General features: G+C 48.1%; 15 protein-coding genes. 10 read left to right on the top strand and 5 right to left on the bottom strand.

Going from position 1 to position 16,880, the window contains the following annotated elements; genetic code table 11:
• Window positions 1–147: 147 nt before the first annotated feature.
• From ABGY95_RS02780 to ABGY95_RS02750, 7 genes are all read left to right on the top strand, one after another.
• Window positions 148–1,953: a UDP-N-acetylmuramoyl-L-alanyl-D-glutamate--2,6-diaminopimelate ligase gene (locus tag ABGY95_RS02780; protein WP_347440165.1), complete on the top strand. Its 1,806-nt coding sequence runs from the start codon at window positions 148–150 to the stop codon at window positions 1,951–1,953.
• A gap of 3 nt (window positions 1,954–1,956) precedes the next feature.
• Window positions 1,957–3,333, top strand: coding sequence for a UDP-N-acetylmuramoyl-tripeptide--D-alanyl-D-alanine ligase (murF, locus tag ABGY95_RS02775; RefSeq protein ID WP_347440164.1), 1,377 nt, complete (start codon window positions 1,957–1,959; stop codon window positions 3,331–3,333).
• Window positions 3,334–3,335: 2 nt separating this feature from the next.
• Window positions 3,336–4,616 carry a phospho-N-acetylmuramoyl-pentapeptide-transferase gene (gene mraY / locus ABGY95_RS02770; RefSeq protein ID WP_347440162.1) on the top strand — a complete coding sequence of 427 codons (1,281 nt, stop codon included), beginning with the start codon at window positions 3,336–3,338 and terminating at the stop codon, window positions 4,614–4,616.
• On the top strand, window positions 4,613–5,920 hold the full coding sequence (gene murD, locus ABGY95_RS02765) for a UDP-N-acetylmuramoyl-L-alanine--D-glutamate ligase (RefSeq protein WP_347440161.1): 1,308 nt from the start codon (window positions 4,613–4,615) through the stop codon (window positions 5,918–5,920). The genes mraY and murD overlap by 4 nt, the downstream gene beginning before the upstream one ends.
• A gap of 35 nt (window positions 5,921–5,955) precedes the next feature.
• Window positions 5,956–6,729 (top strand): LysM peptidoglycan-binding domain-containing protein, encoded by a 774-nt coding sequence (locus tag ABGY95_RS02760; RefSeq protein ID WP_347440160.1) that lies wholly within the window; start codon window positions 5,956–5,958, stop codon window positions 6,727–6,729.
• 4 nt (window positions 6,730–6,733) lie between these two features.
• On the top strand, window positions 6,734–7,900 hold the full coding sequence (locus tag ABGY95_RS02755) for a putative peptidoglycan glycosyltransferase FtsW (RefSeq protein WP_347440159.1): 1,167 nt from the start codon (window positions 6,734–6,736) through the stop codon (window positions 7,898–7,900).
• A 732-nt stretch (window positions 7,901–8,632) separates the two neighbouring features.
• Window positions 8,633–8,776 carry a hypothetical protein gene (locus tag ABGY95_RS02750; RefSeq protein ID WP_347440158.1) on the top strand — a complete coding sequence of 48 codons (144 nt, stop codon included), beginning with the start codon at window positions 8,633–8,635 and terminating at the stop codon, window positions 8,774–8,776.
• 160 nt (window positions 8,777–8,936) lie between these two features.
• On the opposite strand, the gene ABGY95_RS02745 is transcribed toward ABGY95_RS02750, so the two are convergent.
• Together ABGY95_RS02745 and ABGY95_RS02740 are read right to left on the bottom strand one after the other, a co-directional pair.
• Window positions 8,937–9,389: a hypothetical protein gene (locus ABGY95_RS02745; RefSeq protein ID WP_347440157.1), complete on the bottom strand. Its 453-nt coding sequence runs from the start codon at window positions 9,387–9,389 to the stop codon at window positions 8,937–8,939.
• 153 nt (window positions 9,390–9,542) lie between these two features.
• Window positions 9,543–10,772 (bottom strand): aspartate kinase, encoded by a 1,230-nt coding sequence (locus tag ABGY95_RS02740; protein WP_347440156.1) that lies wholly within the window; start codon window positions 10,770–10,772, stop codon window positions 9,543–9,545.
• A 287-nt stretch (window positions 10,773–11,059) separates the two neighbouring features.
• Between ABGY95_RS02740 and glmM the strand changes: the two genes are divergently transcribed.
• The 3 genes from glmM to glmS are packed head-to-tail and all read left to right on the top strand — an operon-like array spanning window position 11,060 to window position 15,138.
• Window positions 11,060–12,418, top strand: coding sequence for a phosphoglucosamine mutase (gene glmM / locus ABGY95_RS02735; protein WP_347440155.1), 1,359 nt, complete (start codon window positions 11,060–11,062; stop codon window positions 12,416–12,418).
• 3 nt (window positions 12,419–12,421) lie between these two features.
• Window positions 12,422–13,270, top strand: coding sequence for a hypothetical protein (locus ABGY95_RS02730; protein ID WP_347440154.1), 849 nt, complete (start codon window positions 12,422–12,424; stop codon window positions 13,268–13,270).
• A gap of 26 nt (window positions 13,271–13,296) precedes the next feature.
• Window positions 13,297–15,138, top strand: coding sequence for a glutamine--fructose-6-phosphate transaminase (isomerizing) (gene glmS, locus ABGY95_RS02725; RefSeq protein WP_347440153.1), 1,842 nt, complete (start codon window positions 13,297–13,299; stop codon window positions 15,136–15,138).
• A gap of 64 nt (window positions 15,139–15,202) precedes the next feature.
• Here the strand turns inward: glmS and ABGY95_RS02720 are convergent, their stop codons facing one another.
• From ABGY95_RS02720 to ABGY95_RS02710, 3 genes are read right to left on the bottom strand one after another with little or no spacing between them, the layout of a single operon-like run.
• The gene (locus tag ABGY95_RS02720) at window positions 15,203–15,691 is read right to left on the bottom strand and encodes a hypothetical protein (protein WP_347440152.1); all 489 of its coding nucleotides are present in this window, start codon (window positions 15,689–15,691) and stop codon (window positions 15,203–15,205) included.
• A gap of 11 nt (window positions 15,692–15,702) precedes the next feature.
• Window positions 15,703–16,530: an FAD:protein FMN transferase gene (locus ABGY95_RS02715; RefSeq protein WP_347440151.1), complete on the bottom strand. Its 828-nt coding sequence runs from the start codon at window positions 16,528–16,530 to the stop codon at window positions 15,703–15,705.
• A gap of 10 nt (window positions 16,531–16,540) precedes the next feature.
• The gene (locus tag ABGY95_RS02710; RefSeq protein WP_347440166.1) at window positions 16,541–16,783 is read right to left on the bottom strand and encodes an FMN-binding protein; all 243 of its coding nucleotides are present in this window, start codon (window positions 16,781–16,783) and stop codon (window positions 16,541–16,543) included.
• Between the last annotated feature and the right edge of the window lie 97 nt (window positions 16,784–16,880).

Raw genomic sequence — 16,880 nt, 5'->3', positions numbered from 1 at the left:
TGTTGTTGACGATCCACAGACAACCAAAGTAAAGCACGGGGGCGGCTCCATAGCTGCACCGATTTGGAAGCGGATTGCTGAGCGCACTGCAGCGCACATGCACCTGACTCCTACGGAAGAAATCTCCGGACAACTTACCAAAAACAAATGATTTTACGTCAATTACTTTCCCATCTTCCGAAGGCTGTAGCCTCAGGGAACCTCGATCACGTCGCCAATGGCGTGACCGCCGATAGCCGCAAGGTAAAACCTGGTACGGTATTTGTCGCCATCCGTGGTGAAGAATCCGACGGCCACAAATTTATCGGTTCAGCTCTAAAAAAAGGAGCTATAGCCATTGTCGCTGAGTCTGCACCTGATGCAGATTTTGACGAAAAAGTCGTTTGGATCCACAGCTGTGACACACGCTCCGCGCTTGGAATCATTGCTAGCGCTATCGCGGACAGCCCATCTGCAAAGCTCAGAACTGTCGGAGTCACCGGCACGAATGGTAAGACAACAACAACTTTCTTGCTTCAGCATATCATGAAGCAGTCATGGACACGTGCTGGTTTGCTAGGAACTATCACCGTGGATGATGGAGTTGAGCGTTCAGAGGCCACACACACCACTCCTTCAGCAGATATTCTTCAGGGACAACTCGGCGCAATGGTTGCCAATGGCTGTCGTGGTGTCGCTATGGAAGTGAGCTCACACGGTATTGAGCAAAAGCGTGTCGCTGCAGTGCAGTTTGATGCCGCAGTCTTTACCAATTTTTCACAAGATCACCTCGACTACCACGGTTCGATGGCTGCTTACTTCGATGTCAAAAAAGCATTGTTCGAGGGATTAGCGCAGCAAGAAGGCAAAAAGAAGCCTGTCGCCGTGATCAACAGCGATGACCTCTATGGCGAGAAGCTCGTCAAGGAACTCGGAGACGATGTCAATGTGATCACCTATGGAATGGGTGCGCATTGTGATTTTAAGGTCACTAAGATTAGGCAACAAGTTCGTGGTACAGAATTTCAATTAGACAACCGTGGGAAATCCTACCTTGTCCGCACACCATTCATTGGTCGTTTCAATGTTTATAACACATTAGCAGCTATCGCCGGTGCAGCAGCAGCGGGAATCAAACCGCGTGATGCCGTCAAAGCTCTAGCCGAAGCCCCACAGGTGCCAGGCCGCATGGAGCTGGTCGGTACTCGTGAAGGAGTCACATTATTCGTCGACTACGCTCACACTCCAGACGCTTTGGAGAATGTATGCAAAACTCTCAAAGACTTGGGGCCGAACAAGCTAATCACAGTATTTGGCTGCGGTGGCGATAGAGACCCAATTAAACGCCCATTGATGGGCGAGGTGGCGAGTAAGTTGAGCGATCTTTGCCTGATCACTTCAGATAATCCACGCTCCGAAAATCCAGACGCGATCATTAAAGAGATTGAAGCTGGAATGAAGAGCAAAGCGTACCGTCCGGTACCTGACCGTGAGGAAGCGATCCGCACAGCAGTCAATGTTGCCGCAACTGGTGACATCGTTCTCATTGCCGGCAAAGGACATGAAACATATCAAGAAGTGGCTGGCGAAAAGCTTCTCTTCGATGACCGTAAAATTTCACGCTGGGCGCTTAAGGATAAGATTGTCGAAGTGCCAGAAGAAAAGCCTGAACGCGAACGAAGCTACGACAATTTCGACCGCAAAGATAAAGGTGACTTCAAACGCGATAAGTTTTCTGACGGTAAGCGCGACCGTAATGACGGTGGAAAACCTGAATACGAGCGCCCAGCTAAATACGGCGAGCGTCGTGTAGGTGAGCAAGCTGACAAACGTGCTGGTGATCGTCGCGACAGTCGCAGTGGTGAACGCCGAGATTTCAGAGGTGGAGACCGTCGTGATGACCGTGGCGGGAACCACGGTGAGAGACGACCTTTTGACGACAAAAGAAACGATTCAAACAACGGCAAGAGATAAAAAATGAAAACGACCCTGATTCAGCAACTCGTAAATTCTGTGCACGGTAGACTCCACTCTGGGGAGTCTGCTGGTGTCGTGACCTCAGTGTCCACAGATACACGAACGATAGGGATCGGGTCAGCATTTTTTGCTCTAAGCGGAGAGAACTTTGACGCACACGATTTTTTAGAGAAAGCAGTAACTGCTGGAGCCTCGGCTATTGTTGTTGAGCGTGTTCCAGATGGTGTTCACTTTGGAGACACTGCAGTCATTGTGGTGAAAGACACGCTGAATGCTCTACAGGCATTTGCCGCATGGTATATACGCGAACTTGATGTCGAAGTCATCGGGATCACTGGTTCTAACGGTAAGACGTCGACGAAAGATTTTACCAAGGCAGTTGTAGGTGAGCGCTTCAAAGTGCACGCAACATTAGGGAATTTAAATAACCACATCGGCTTGCCTCTCACGGTGCTTTCTATTGAGGAAGATGATGACGTGTGCGTGCTGGAGATGGGAATGAACCATTCTGGTGAAATCGCACCACTGTGCCAGATCGCTAAACCTAGAATAGGGATTATCACGAATGTGGGCACTGCGCATATTGAGTTTTTAGGAAGCAGACAGGCGATTGCCGAAGAGAAAGGTGCGCTGGCCCGCTCATTACCAGACGATGGAGTGCTGCTAGTTTCCGCGGCGTGTGACTATGCCGATTACTTCCAAGACCATACCAGAGCCCGCAGAATGATTGTGGGAAATGGCAGAGGCGTCGTCCGCGCAGAAGAATTGCGAATGGACAAAAACGGCTCTGAGTTCCTACTCGTGATAGATGGTCAAGAACCTCAGAAAGTGCAATTAAAAGTGGTCGGCCGTCATATGGTTGCCAATGCTCTGTTAGCTGCTGGTACCGGCCATACTTTGGGTATGCCGATTACTGAAATTGCAGCTGGGCTAAATCGAGCCACCCTCACGAGCGGCCGCTTACGTGCTTTTCAGTGTGCAGGTGTGACAGTCTTTGACGACACGTACAATGCCAACCCTGAATCCATGATGGCTGCGATCGAAACTCTAGCAGAGCTAAAGGTCGACACCGCGGCTCAACGCTATGTGGTGTTAGGTAAAATGGCTGAATTGGGTAAACACGCAGAGCAAGCGAGCCGTGAGATAGGATCACTCGCAGCTGAGCGTGGTTTGGGGGTAATGACCCTAGGTGATGAAGCTAAAGCCATCTCAGTAGCCGCGACCCAATCCGGAGCGTCTGCTGTTCATTTTACAACTGTAGATGCTGCTGCCGATTGGTTGCAGTCGACCTGTGTTAGTGGCGACGCAGTCTTATTTAAAGGTAGCCGGGCAGCTGCTATGGAGCGGGTCATGCACAAAGCTTTTCCAACGGACTAATAATGTTATACGCAATTTATGAATGGTGGTATGCAGCACTCCAAGATGGTGCTGAGTGGGCAGAGAGATTCAGTTTTCTGAATATTCTACAATACCTGACGGTGCGTGCAGCTCTTGCCTGCATGTTGACTTTTGGCCTCTCATTGGCCTTTGGCCCCCGGGTCATACGTAAGCTTATTTCTCTTAAAGTTGGCCAGCCAATCCGCTCGGCTGAGGAAGTGCACAAGCTCCACGAACTCCACGGTGCGAAGGCTGGAACGCCAACGATGGGTGGGGTGATGATTCTCGGATCGGTGTTAGTCGCAGTCTTACTTTGCGGACGCGCTTTAAACCCGTTTGTGGCTGTTACGATGTTTGTGATGCTAGGTCTCGGTCTACTTGGGTTTATTGATGACTACACAAAGGTGAAACTAAAAAACTCTGACGGGGTGAGCGCTCGCACTAAGCTGGGCTGGCAGTTCGGCATAGCACTGGTTGCTGGTTGTTTCCTTTTCTTTAAGCCTGAGGTCGCTGGTACTCTCCCAGTAAAAGAACCAAACCGTGCTGCGATCGACAATGTTGAGGCGCAAGGTTTAGTGCGATCTGTCACCAATGAAGATCGCTTTCCACCAAAGGATGCCTCTGGTTATTGGGTGCAAGTGGATGGCAAGGCTCAGGCAATGAGTTCAAGCGAACTCACCGCACCTGTGATGAAGGCGCCACTATTTGACCTTTGGTATCTAGCTATTCCATTTTTTGCGATCATCATCATTGGAGCCTCTAATGCGGTGAACCTCACAGATGGTCTCGATGGTTTAGCCGCAGGTTGCACGATCACTACTGGCCTAGCCTATGCTGTGGTTGCTTATCTCGGTGGGCATCTAGTGCTAGGGTTTGACTATCTACACATGGCGTACAATCCGATGTTAGGTGAGCTAGCCGTCGTGATGATGGCATTAGTTGGAGCATCGTTTGGTTTCCTCTGGTTTAACAGCCACCCAGCAAAAGTCTTCATGGGTGACACTGGTTCGCTGGCCATTGGAGGCGCAATCGGTACTGCCGCGATCTGTACAAAACAGGAGCTTTTGTTAGTTGTTATCGGTTGGGTGTTTGTGATGGAGGCTCTCTCCGTGATTATACAAGTAGGCAGCTTCAAGTTGCGTAAAAAGCGCGTTTTCGCGATGGCGCCTATCCACCACCATTTCGAGCTCCGTGGTTGGCACGAAAGCCAAGTCATTATCCGTTTTTGGATTATCTCCATTCTTTGTGCCATGGTCGGCCTAGCGACTCTTAAAATCATATGATCCTTACAGGAAAAAAAGTTGTTGTTCTAGGAGCCGGCCGTAGTGGTCGAGCTGCGGCGACGCTAGCTCTATCGAAAGGTGCTGAGGTCCGTGTTTTTGATACCAACCCCAGTGCCCATTTTGATGGCTGGCCTGAAGCTGCTATAGGTATTGCTGGGGCAACTGATGCTCAAGGGTTGGAAACTAGCTGTGATGTGTTAGTTATTTCACCTGGAATTGAAACAAGAGGTTCGTTCGTGGAGTCCTTTGCTAAAAATGCTGGTGAGCTGATTGGCGAGACTGAGTTAGCTGCACGGTTTTACGACGGGAAGGTGGTAGGTATCACTGGAACCAATGGTAAAACGACGACCACTGAGTTGGTGCAGCGTATATTAGAGCACAGCGGAATGAGCTGTGTCTCTTGTGGAAATTATGGTGTTCCATTTTCCGAGGTTTTGCTGATGAATGAGGTTCCTGACTCGGTTGCACTTGAGCTTAGCTCCTTTCAGTTAGAGACTGTGAAAGATTTCCATGCAGATGTGGCAATCTGGCTGAATTTCTCTGCTGACCATATGGATCGCTACACGGCGATCGGGGATTACTTTGAAGCAAAGAAAAATATCTTCATCAATCAGAGCTCTAACGACACGGCTGTCATCAGATTGGGTGAAGATCTGGGGCCTCTCTCAGCGACTAGTTTTAACTTTAGCTCTGAGGGAGAAGCTTCTGATTTCTATCTCGTAGAGAATCAGATCTATTTTTCAGGCCAGCCAGTTATTGATCTTTCAGTGACGCGCATGCGTGGCCTGCATAATGCTGAAAACGTGATGAGTGCCGTGGCTGCTTGTTATGCTCTTGGTGTGTCTTACGAAGTCGCAGCCGAGGCTCTGCGTGGTTTCGCTCCACCGATGCATCGCTGTGAACTTATTCGCACGCTCGATGGCGTGGAATACCTCAACGACTCTAAAGCGACAAACCTCCACGCGCTTGACAGCGCATTACGCTCACAATCTCGGCCAGTTGTGCTTCTCGCTGGAGGAAAAGAAAAAGGCCTTGAATACGAAGAGCTGTTAGCTCGTCTAGAAGAGAAAGTGCATTCAGCAATTGTGTTCGGTGAAATAGCCCAAACGCTAGGATCCTTGTTCTCAAAAGTAGTTTCAACTGAGGTAGTTGCCGGTTTAGACGAAGCGGTCACTCTAGCGCAGAAGCGCGCCCATGTAGGGGATGTTGTGTTACTTTCGCCCGGAACATCCTCCTTTGATCAATTCGCCGGATATGAAGCTAGGGGAGAGCATTTCCGTAAGCTCGTCAACAAACTCAAATGATTTCGATCTCCACAAAACCCATCTATAAAAAGACCATGAAAGACAAAAAACTCCAAACTAAGCGGCAGACCAAGAAAGGTTTCCGCAAACTCCACGCCAAAGTGACTGCTAGCTCTCGTCGAAAGCAACGTGTCAGTGCTACAGCTAACTCAGATATGCTCGATTCTGATGTGCCGAATGCCAGTATCGGCCGTGCACTCACCATCATTCTTGTACTTCACTTCGTGGCTATTGGAGTGATTTATATTGGAATCAAGTGGAACAAGGGACAATTTGACGACATCATGCCAGCATCCACTAGCACTCAAGCTGCAGCCTCAAATGTTGACCTCAGTAATGTCAATGCCGGCCTCAGAACTGAATTCGTGCTAGCAGGTGATACCTACGAAGCATTTGCAGCGCGTCACCAAGTGGACGTCCAAGAGCTTAGGAAGGTAAATAATAATGCCTCTATTCATGCAGGAAAAACACTAAGTTTGCCAGCTGAGGTGATCAAGGGGGCGTCACCGTCAGTGGTTGCGGCTCTTCCTGTTTCTGATCGTCCACCACTTCCAGCCACAAACAATGTGGTGAATGTGCAGCCAACTGCAGCAGTGCGTGAAGCTCCGAGAGCTGTGATCGTCACACCTAACGTAGCAGCGGATCAGCCAGTGGTTGGGGCTCAAACCTATCAGGTTCAATCTGGTGATTCAGTCTGGCGCATATCGAATAAATTTAAAGTGAGTCAAGATGCTCTGATGCAACTCAATGGTATGAGTGATGCGCGTCAGTTGCGCTCTGGAGCTATACTTAAGATTCCCGCTCAATAGCACAATGATCACAGCCCTCGAAAGATCTGCAGATAGTCGTAATGCCATCATGGTATGTATCGCCACTTGCCTACTCATGGTGTTAGGTTTGGTGATGCTGGCATCGACGAGTGTCTGGATCGCTGAGGGAAAGGAATATTCTTTATTAATCAAGCAAGCTTGGAGTCTGGGCGGGGGGCTTATTATTTCAGGTGTGTTGGCTTACAGTGATTATAAGAAATTACGAAAATTTGCGTGGCCGATCTATGGCTTAGCTATCTTCTTATTGATTCTTTGCTACGTCCCGGGAGTTGGCAAAGAAGTGAATGGTGAAACCCGTTGGATTCAGCTCGCTCGGTTTACCTTTCAGCCATCCGAGCCAGCTAAGATAGCTTTGATGATTGGGCTTGCAGCATGGTTTGCCCACCATCAGGCTGAGGTTAAGACCTTTAGTAAAGGGTATCTTTACCCAATGGCGATACTAGGCGTGCTCATTGGCTTGATTTTCTTTGAAAAAGACATGGGGACCTCGGCCGGGCTAGCTGCAGCGGGGATTGCTCTGATGTATATTGCGGGAACGCGAGGGTATCTATTGCTAGGGTCTAGCCTTACTGGTCTTGCTGTCCTCTCAGCGTTTGTCTACAACAACCCTAACAGGATGGCTCGTATTATGGCATTTTTAAATCCAGATGACCCTGAAGCCCAACGTGGATTTTTCTTCCAGCAGTACCGAGGGCTTTTAGCTTTCGGTAATGGTGGAGTTGAGGGACTTGGCCTTGGTAATGGCGCTGAGAAGCATGGCTACTTACCCTTTGCTCACACGGATTTTATTTTTCCAATGGTCGGAGAAGAACTCGGCCTGTGGTTCGCACTAGGCACGGTCTTTTGCTTTGCTTTGATTGCAGCCTACGGTATTGCAATTTCAGCACGCTGCACCGACCTTTTTGGGCGCCTTCTCGCTGCGGGACTAACGTGCTCGATTATAGTACCAGCAATCATGAATATAGGTGTAACCACAGCAGTCCTACCTAACACCGGACTGCCTCTTCCTTTTGTGAGTTATGGTGGAACCAACTTGATATTTACGATGGCGACTGTCGGACTACTTATTAGTATTCATCGCTCGACTATTACTCTCGCCCCGCGTGGTGAAAGGGTGTTGTTGGGTAAGAAGCAAAGCATAAAGCTCTAAGACAATATTTGCGAATTGGCTGAAGAAGTATAAACAGCAAATGACTAACTTTGTAAGCGAGTCATTGTGAATAGGCTATTAGTCTAACGTTACTAGGGTGAGCCAGCTAAGAAGTGTTAGTAGACTTCTCGCATGAGAGAGGTCAAGCACGTGCGGTACAGTAGAGCTTCAGTACTGCCGCCTTGGAAATTACGGGCGCCTTTTACTCTGACCGCGCCCGTCCATGAACCTTTATAGTGTGCCCACTGTGGTGTTTTCATCCATGAACATGCTGCCTGTTCTATCAGATTGTGTAACTGTGGTTGATGATAGCCTGGTCGTTATAGTCGTGAGCGTAGCGGGAGCCAGCAGATGGTTAGTAGTACTTAACATTCTTACTGAGCCATTATACAGCATGCAGCCCGTTAGAATGACTACCGTATCCACCTTGTTGCAGGCAGAGAAGTCCACCATCAGTCATTGTTGGTCCAGAGCCAGATTGCTTTTTTTACCGCGGTAGCCGATTGTGCCATCACGGTTTTTGCTTACCACTAAGTAGCTCATGGGCCTCCGAATGATCCTTTGAGGCCTGTTATCGCAAGTCCTATGTGTTTAAAGACTTTGAGAGCTAATTGGACAAAATTTTTCATGCTAAGCCCGACAAGGTAGAGAGTGGCATTCTCAACGGGTTGATCAAATTCCAGCGACAAAGGAGTCTTTCCATTGCCTAGGAAGTCTAATAAGGCTATTCCAGTGAAACCGCAGCTATGGCTCTTGTCTGATGAACCATCAGCACTCTTTTTTTTGAAAGTGCCGGAGGTGGAGCACGACTACGTCTTAGTATTCCGGTGGACCGCCTTCCTTGGCCAGTCGCGCCTTTTCTTACGCGACATTTAGGCGGTAAACTCATAAGATGCTAGAATAGTGTGGGGTATCTAGACCCCATACTGCAAAACCTATTGAGCTGTCATGGGTACTATAGTAGTTTCATGAAAACACCATCTCTTAGCAAAAAAAAAGCCGTTCGCTGTGGGCGGCTAGAGAGGGCGAGAGTTCTTTATTTGGGTAGGTAAAAAAACGTGCCGGCTGTGGGGGAGGCTACGAGAGCTCCCGGCTTAGATCTAGTCATTCTTACTTCTCGTTTGTCGTATGGGTTGACGTAGTAGCCAGGCTTGCCTTTAACTTTTGTAGCAGTCGGGTACTGAGAAAAATGTGGAATGTAGAATTTCTTGCTACCAGATCCTAGTAGTACACCAGACGGTTTACCAAAGACGTTCACAGGTTTGTTATTGAATGGGTTGTGAACATGCGTAGATGATCCATTCGCACGGCGAGCTACTGGGTAATTTCCATACGCTCCTTCATGCATGATACGTTCCGGGATTTCCTCGTCTTCACCTTCAGTTAGATCAACAGCAATTGCTGCAAGCGCTACAGCTTCTACGCAAGAAGTGAGTGTTGTGAGTGGTAAAAGTGAGACGAATCCGAGAATGAGGTATTTTATTTTCATGATGGCTTGGGCTGCTGCGCAGAGAGTGTGCTGGGTAGCGAGTAAACGATAGACTTTTTCCGCTATTTGAATGAATCCCTATAAGATCTAAACGTAGAAAAACTCCACAACCGGCTGGTGGTGGAGCTTTTAAACAGGCCAGTAGAAACTAGTTTATTTAGTTGGCTCTTTGTCGAGTTCGAAAGCTGCGTGAACAATACGCGCCGCATCTTCGATGTCGGTTTCGTCTACAGTAACAGCGATTTTGATCTCTGAAGTTGTAATCATACCAATGTTAATACCAGATGCCCCGAGGGCTTCAAACATTTTAGCTGCCACACCCGAGTGCGAGCGCATGCCGATACCGACGCAGGAAAGTTTAGCTATGCCAGCTTCGGTCTCGATTCTTGAGGTGTCACCAAGCTTTGCAATGATTGGCTTGAGAGCCGCTTGTGCTTTGCCAAGGTCATGGCTGTGCATAGTCACTGAATGGCGAGCGAGACCATCGTGTGCGATGTTAGAGATGATCATGTCGATATTTATCTCCGCCCTAGCTAGGCAGGATAGAATAGATGCTGACATTCCTGGCTCATCAGGGATGCCAATGATAGTGAGGCGTGCTTGGGAGCGCTCTATTGAGACTCCTCGGATGACTACTGATTCCATGTTGTCGTGTTCTTCGGTTACTATGGTTCCTGGATTATCGTTCAAGGATGAGCGGACCTCGAAGATCACGCCATATTTTTTTGCAAATTCTACTGAGCGGGACTGCATCACTTTCGTGCCAGAAGACGCCATCTCTAACATCTCATCGTAGGATACCTCAGGCATTTTACGTGCGTCTTTCACGACGCGTGGGTCACAGGTGTACACTCCATCTACATCGGTAAGGATCTGACACACGTCGGCTTGGAGTGCCGCTGCCACAGCAATCGCTGTGAGATCTGAGCCACCACGTCCTAGTGTGTGGATCATACCATCTTCACGTAGCCCCTGGAAGCCAGCACAGATAACAACTTTTCCTTCTTCGAGGAACTCTTGCATCATTGCTGGGTCAATAGCGTCGATCTTCCCTCGCGTGTGTGAACCGGTAGTTCTGATGCCAGCTTGACGGCCAGTGACTGACGCAGCATCGACTCCAAGGTCGTGAAGAGCCATCGTTACGAGCGCGATAGATTGTTGTTCGCCGGTCGAGAGTAGTACGTCCATTTCACGATCGGCAGGTTCATCATTTAGCTCGCCAGCCATGGCTATGAGCTTGTTAGTCACTCCGCTCATGGCTGAAACCACTGCGACCACTTGGTTACCTTCGTCACGAAGACGCTTAATACGGCTGGCAACATTACGAATGCGGTCGATTGAGCCTACGGAAGTTCCGCCATATTTTTGAACGATGAGAGCCATGTTGTCTTGCTGGTAGTTGAAAATAGGTAAGTCGCGTTGTCCCGCTACTTGGACGAGTGAGTAATGGAGACTCGCAGCGATGTCTAGTCTAGAAATGTGTGAGCTGTATCATTTTTTGTGGTCTACCACACGCTTCGATAACTGAGTGCTAATCGGAGATCTGGTGGGGAAAATGCTAGGGATTAGTGTCGTAAATCTAAAAAGATGCGCTAATATTCCGCTGGAATGGTTTTACGTCAATCGAATTAGGAGGTTTCGATGGTGTGCAATATTCCCATAATTCAACTATGAAAAAACAACTTTTTGGAACTGATGGGATTCGAGGTAAAGCGAATCAATGGCCAATTACCCCTGAAGTAGGAATGCGTATTGGTCGTGCCGTTGCACGAGTGTTGAATGCTCAAGTGGCTGGTCAACATAAGGTTGTGATTGGTAAGGATACTCGAATTTCTGGTTGCATGCTGGAAAATGCAATCACCGCGGGATTGGTTTCAGAAGGCGCCTGTGTCTGGTTGACTGGGCCAGTTCCTACTCCAGCAATTGCCTATCTGACTAAGTCTATGGCCTGTGATGCGGGTGTCATGCTGACAGCTTCTCACAATCCATATAGCGACAATGGTATCAAGATTTTTGGACCAGATGGTTACAAGCTCAATGATGAGATGGAAGAAGCTGTGGAGGCGATCATTCTAGAAGAAAGCTTAAGTGAGCCAAATGGTGAGCTAGGTAAAGTAGTCAGGTTTGGCGATGCGACTGGTCGGTACATTGAGTTTGCCAAGGCTTCGATTGGAGCTAAAGCTCTCAAAGGACTCAAGATTGTGATCGATTGCGCCAATGGTGCAGGGTACTTTGTTGGGCCTTTAATTTTAGAGGAACTCGGAGCTGAAGTTATCTCCATGGCTATTGAGCCAGATGGACGAAACATCAATGCTGGAGTTGGAGCACTGAACCCTAAGTTGGCCGGTGAAATGGTTAAATCTCATCAAGCTCATATAGGAATTTGTCTCGATGGCGATGCCGACCGTGTGATTTTTGTTAATGAAAATGGCGAAGAGATCTCCGGTGACAAAGTTCTGTATATGTGTGCCAAGGCGCTCAAGGCCCAGGGTAAACTTAAAAAAGACACCTTAGTTGCCACGGTGATGAGTAATTTAGGATTACAGTCAGCACTTGCTAAAGAAGGAATCCGGGTAGAGTCTACAGGTGTTGGTGACCGATTGGTGATCGAGTGTATGCGTCAGCATGGCTACTCGCTCGGCGGCGAAAATTCAGGCCACATCATTTTTGCTGAAAGCTCGACTACTGGTGATGGATTGATGTCAGCTCTCAAGGTGCTGGAAATGATGCAGGATTCCGGCAAGTCGCTCTCCGAGTTGGGGAGTGGGATGGAAGAATTCCCTCAAGAACTTAGTGCGCTCAATATTACCGAAAAACCACCGATTGAATCAGTCCCAGACTTGGTGCAGGTAATCACAGATGTGGAAGATGAACTCGCAGCAGATGGCCGTGTTTTAGTGCGCTATTCCGGCACAGAGAATAAGATTCGCGTGTTGGTGGAAGCAAAGTGCGCGTTGGCTGCAAAATCGGCATCAGACAAAATTTGTGCGGTCGTTGAAGCGACTATTGGAAGTAAGTCACTAGCTTAATCGATGCAAATCATAGAGACTAAAAACACCAGAAACTGGTGGCCACTGGCGGATGTGAATGTTCCATCCGAGCAGTTTGTTGCTGGTGGGACTTTGTTGCAGTGGCAAGAACTAGACGCACCAGAAAATGCGAAGATGTACCAAAATTCTTGGGTCACTCAGGATGATTGGCAGCTACTACTAGCCGCAGGTACAGATGCTAAGCTAATAAACTCAGAGGGAGAAAAACTTGCGTGGTTTGATACCGGCAAGGGCCCATCTGTGACTGCGAGCAATGATTCATTTTTCTTACTTTACCCGTGGGATCTACTTAGACTGAATGAGCAAATTGTCGGCGCTCTGAATGAGAGCGAGTGCATTGGTGAAGTGAGTCCAGCAGCCCACATCGAGGGAGTCATTAAGGTGGGAGCTGGAACGCGCATTTTGCCGGGCGTGTTCATCGAAGGCAATGCTGTCATAGGTGAAAACTGTAAGATTGGACCGAATTGCTACATCCGTGGAAACACCGCTATTGCTGACGGTGTTCATATTGGGCAAGCAGTAGAGGTCAAAAACTCTATTGTAGGTCACGGTAGTTCGATCGGCCATCTCAGCTATGTGGGTGACAGTGTGATAGGGTCTAAAGTGAATTTTGGTGCCGCAACTGTGACTTCGAATTTGCGTCACGATGGAAAAAATCACCGGACTAGCGTCGACGGAGCCCTAGTGGATACAGGCCGCCGGAAGTTAGGTTCTATCGTTGGTGACCATGTCCATACTGGCATTCATACAGCAATTTTCCCAGGTCGAAAATTGGGCCCTTATGCCACAACCCGTCCAAATGAGAATGTTGAGAATGACATTGTAGAATAGTAATAACTTAAAATAATATAATATATATGTGTGGAATAGTAGCATATGCAGGTGTGCGAGCCGCATCTCCGATCCTTTTACAAGGCTTAAGGAAATTAGAATACCGAGGGTACGACTCAGCGGGTATTGCAGTTCATCGTGGCTCAGCCATTGATATTTACAAACAAGAAGGCAAAGTTGCGAATCTAGTCGACTCCATAGGTGACTACCAGACTGATCCATCTCACCAAGAGGCTCATCTAGGGATAGCTCACACGCGCTGGGCTACTCATGGACCGCCGACTCAAGTAAACGCTCACCCTCATCCAGCTGGTGATGGACGTATTGCTTTGGTGCATAATGGTATCATTGAGAATTACCGTTCACTCAAGTCGAAGCTCGAAGCTCAGGGGCACATTTTCCTCTCAGATACCGACAGTGAAGTCCTAGCACATTTGGTGGATTCCTATTACGATGGAGATCTTTTTGCCGCGCTTTCAGCAGCGCTCAAGGAGGTCAACGGAACCTACGGAATTGCTTGTATTTGCGCGGATGAACCGGGAACATTATTGGTTGCTCGCAGGGGATCACCAATCGTTATTGGGCTAGGTGAGAATGAAACGATTGTGGCATCGGATGCCTCTGCAATTATCAGCCACACCCGCCAAGCAATCTATCTCGACGATAATGACATCGCTATTGTTGAAGGTGGTAAAGTTGATGTGCGCACCCTCGATGCTGTCCCAGTACAACGCGATCTAGCATCAATTGATTGGTCTGAAGACGCGGCCGAAAAAGGAGGTTATGACCACTACATGCTTAAAGAAATATTTGAGCAACCTGAAGCTATTCGCAACGCTATCCGTGGACGAATTGACGAAGACCGTGGTACAGCAATTCTTTCTGGATTGGGGCTGAGCCCGCGCGAGCTTGTCGACTTTCAGAGGTTGTTGATTGTTGGTTGTGGAACTTCACTCAATGCGGGACTTGTCGGAGAATACGCTGTCGAAAACTTTGCAGCAATGCTGGGCGAGGTCGAACAAGCAGCTGAGTTTCGCTATAGAAACCCAATCGTGGGCAGTAAGGACCTTGTGATTGCTATCAGTCAGTCGGGTGAGACCGCTGATACTCTAGCTGCTGTTAGGGAGGCTATAGATAAAGGTGCACTTGTGGCAGGCTTAGTCAATGTGGTGGGCTCTACCATCGCCCGTGAAGCTGGAAGAGGTATTTATTTACACGCTGGTCCAGAGATCAGTGTGGCCTCGACTAAGGCATTTACCTGTCAGGTATCAGTGCTCCTGCTGGTGGCTTTGAAGCTTGCACGTGGTCGCAGAATGTCGCGTGAAGATGGAGTGAAAATCAGCCGTAATATCCTCGGTATCCCAGCTCTTGTGCAGACTGTGCTAGAAAAAAATGATGCAATCGCTGAAGTCGCCAAAAACTTTGTTGAATGTGCACACATGTTCTATATTGGCCGTGGCTACATGTACCCAGTAGCTCTCGAAGGTGCGCTAAAGATTAAGGAAATTTCTTACATCCATGCCGAGGCATATAATGCTGCTGAACTGAAGCATGGGCCAATAGCCTTGCTCGATGAGAATATGCCAGTTGTGGCATTGATGAATCGTGGCCCGGGTAAAGAAAAGACGGTCGGGAATGTGGAGGAATGTCGTGCACGTAAAGCCCCTGTTCTCGGTGTGATCACAGAGGGTGACCAGGAGGCTAAAGCTGCTTGTGACTGGGTCATAGAAGTGCCTGATTGCCCGCATTATATTGCGACAGTTGTTGCCACTGTGGCTCTTCAACTATTTTCCTATCATGTCGCTCGACTACGCGGTTGCTCGATTGACCAACCAAGGAACCTTGCAAAAAGTGTGACAGTGGAATAATCTCCGGAAGGAACGGCGCAAAGCCCTTGGCGGTAGATTGTTCTTCAGCCTGCCGCAATTCATTTTAGCTGATTGAACCTAATCTAGCTTTTTCTTTCCTTTTTATCCTCCGTTGCCGTGAGCTTCTACGACCGACAAAAATGTGGAGGACGATAATCATCGGGTAAAAGAACCCTATGCTAAAATGCGTCCATGCCATCAACTCACGACGATCTTCATCTTTTCCATAATATAGATAGTATGCCGTGAAGATGAGGAGAGCCTGTGTGAATGTTAGTAATAACCCTAACATTCTCTCTCGTTTGGCTTTCAGTCCTATTGGAACATGGGAGGCGAGAAGGTAACCGTATATGACCAGCATCACGAAAGCTGATGCGCCATGCACTTTGAGGAAGCTGAATTGAAACGGGTGTTTTTCGGGGCCAAAATCACCTTCCACCTCCATGTAGTTATTCAATATATAAAAGCCTAGACCCGTGGTCCAACTAGTCAGGATAGCAGTGCCTAATATGGCCTTGAAGCCCCATGACATTTTGGTGTGAACTCGGAACATAAAATCTGCAGTTAGTTAATGCATAGAGACGCTTCGAATTTCTCAAGTATGTCGTCTCGGAGTTGATGTTCTTTCACTAAAAAACAAACCTTTGTGAGAGCATCGGCTTGCATACATGTTAGAGCATGAATCGAAATACAACGAGAGTCCTCCAGTGGGTGACCTGTTTCTGGAGTGATTATGAAACTGGCACGGTTAGATTCACTGAAGGTATTTGCTGAACTGGCTAGAGCTGGGCTGACCATTTTTAGAGTGATTGATCCACTTCCTCTATGGGGCCTTAATGCGACACGCTCACCACAAAAATGTAGCATGCGAAGATCTCCACCAGCATTAACGATCATCTGAGAAATGTTCTCTGTCTCTAGTTCTTTAAAAACTTGGTCAACTGCGAACCCCTTAGCTATGCCGCCTAAGTCGATACAAACCCGTTGCTTGAGAGTGATGGTCTTTTCGATGTGATCGAGAGAAATGTCCTTAAAGTTGCCAGTGAGATCTATTGATGCATTCCCATCTTGTTTTGGTAGGAAGCGATTAGCCACCATGCTGGCGCCCACACAGATGTCAAATAGTCCATCTGTTATGTCGCTTAGTTCAAGCGCCAATTGAAGCACCTCAAGGGTCTCACTAGAAATCTTTAGTGGCTCATCTGGATTTAATCGATTGATTGCAGATACCTCACTCTCAGGAGAGTGAAAGCCCATTAGTTTATGAACTCGCTCGACCGCATTAAATGCCCTGATACTTAGCTCAAGGGTGATTTCATCCGGATAATCAGCCTCGATATATATATCCACGAAAGTGCCTAACAGCGGCTTGCAGCGTTGAACGTATGCCATGAGAAGCCCTTTAGATTTTCGAAAGCACTTGTTGCCAAGTGTGAAGCATCCTGCGTGCACCGTCGACGATGTGTACGCAAGATAGGGTGGCTCCGGAGATGTTTTTTACATCTTTGTCGATCTTCACCGGAGACGAATGTGTCTTGCCGCGTAGTTGTGCACGCCACTTTACATTGCGGATTTGGTGGCCGTAGCTCTCACGGTAAGTGAGAACTTCGACCCCTTTGATTGAACCGTCTTTGTTTAGTCCGATGGCCTAGTCAATGAATTCGTGCTTGCCATAGACTTGATCAATGATGAACCAACTGCCATCGTTTGCCTTGAAGGCATTTAACTTACTGTGGCGCACG

Origin of the sequence: Rubritalea sp. (assembly GCF_039830215.1) — a bacterium.
Lineage (GTDB): Bacteria > Verrucomicrobiota > Verrucomicrobiia > Verrucomicrobiales > Akkermansiaceae > Rubritalea.
Note: the sequence above shows the minus strand (reverse complement) of the source record. Positions and strands in the feature narration are given on the sequence as shown.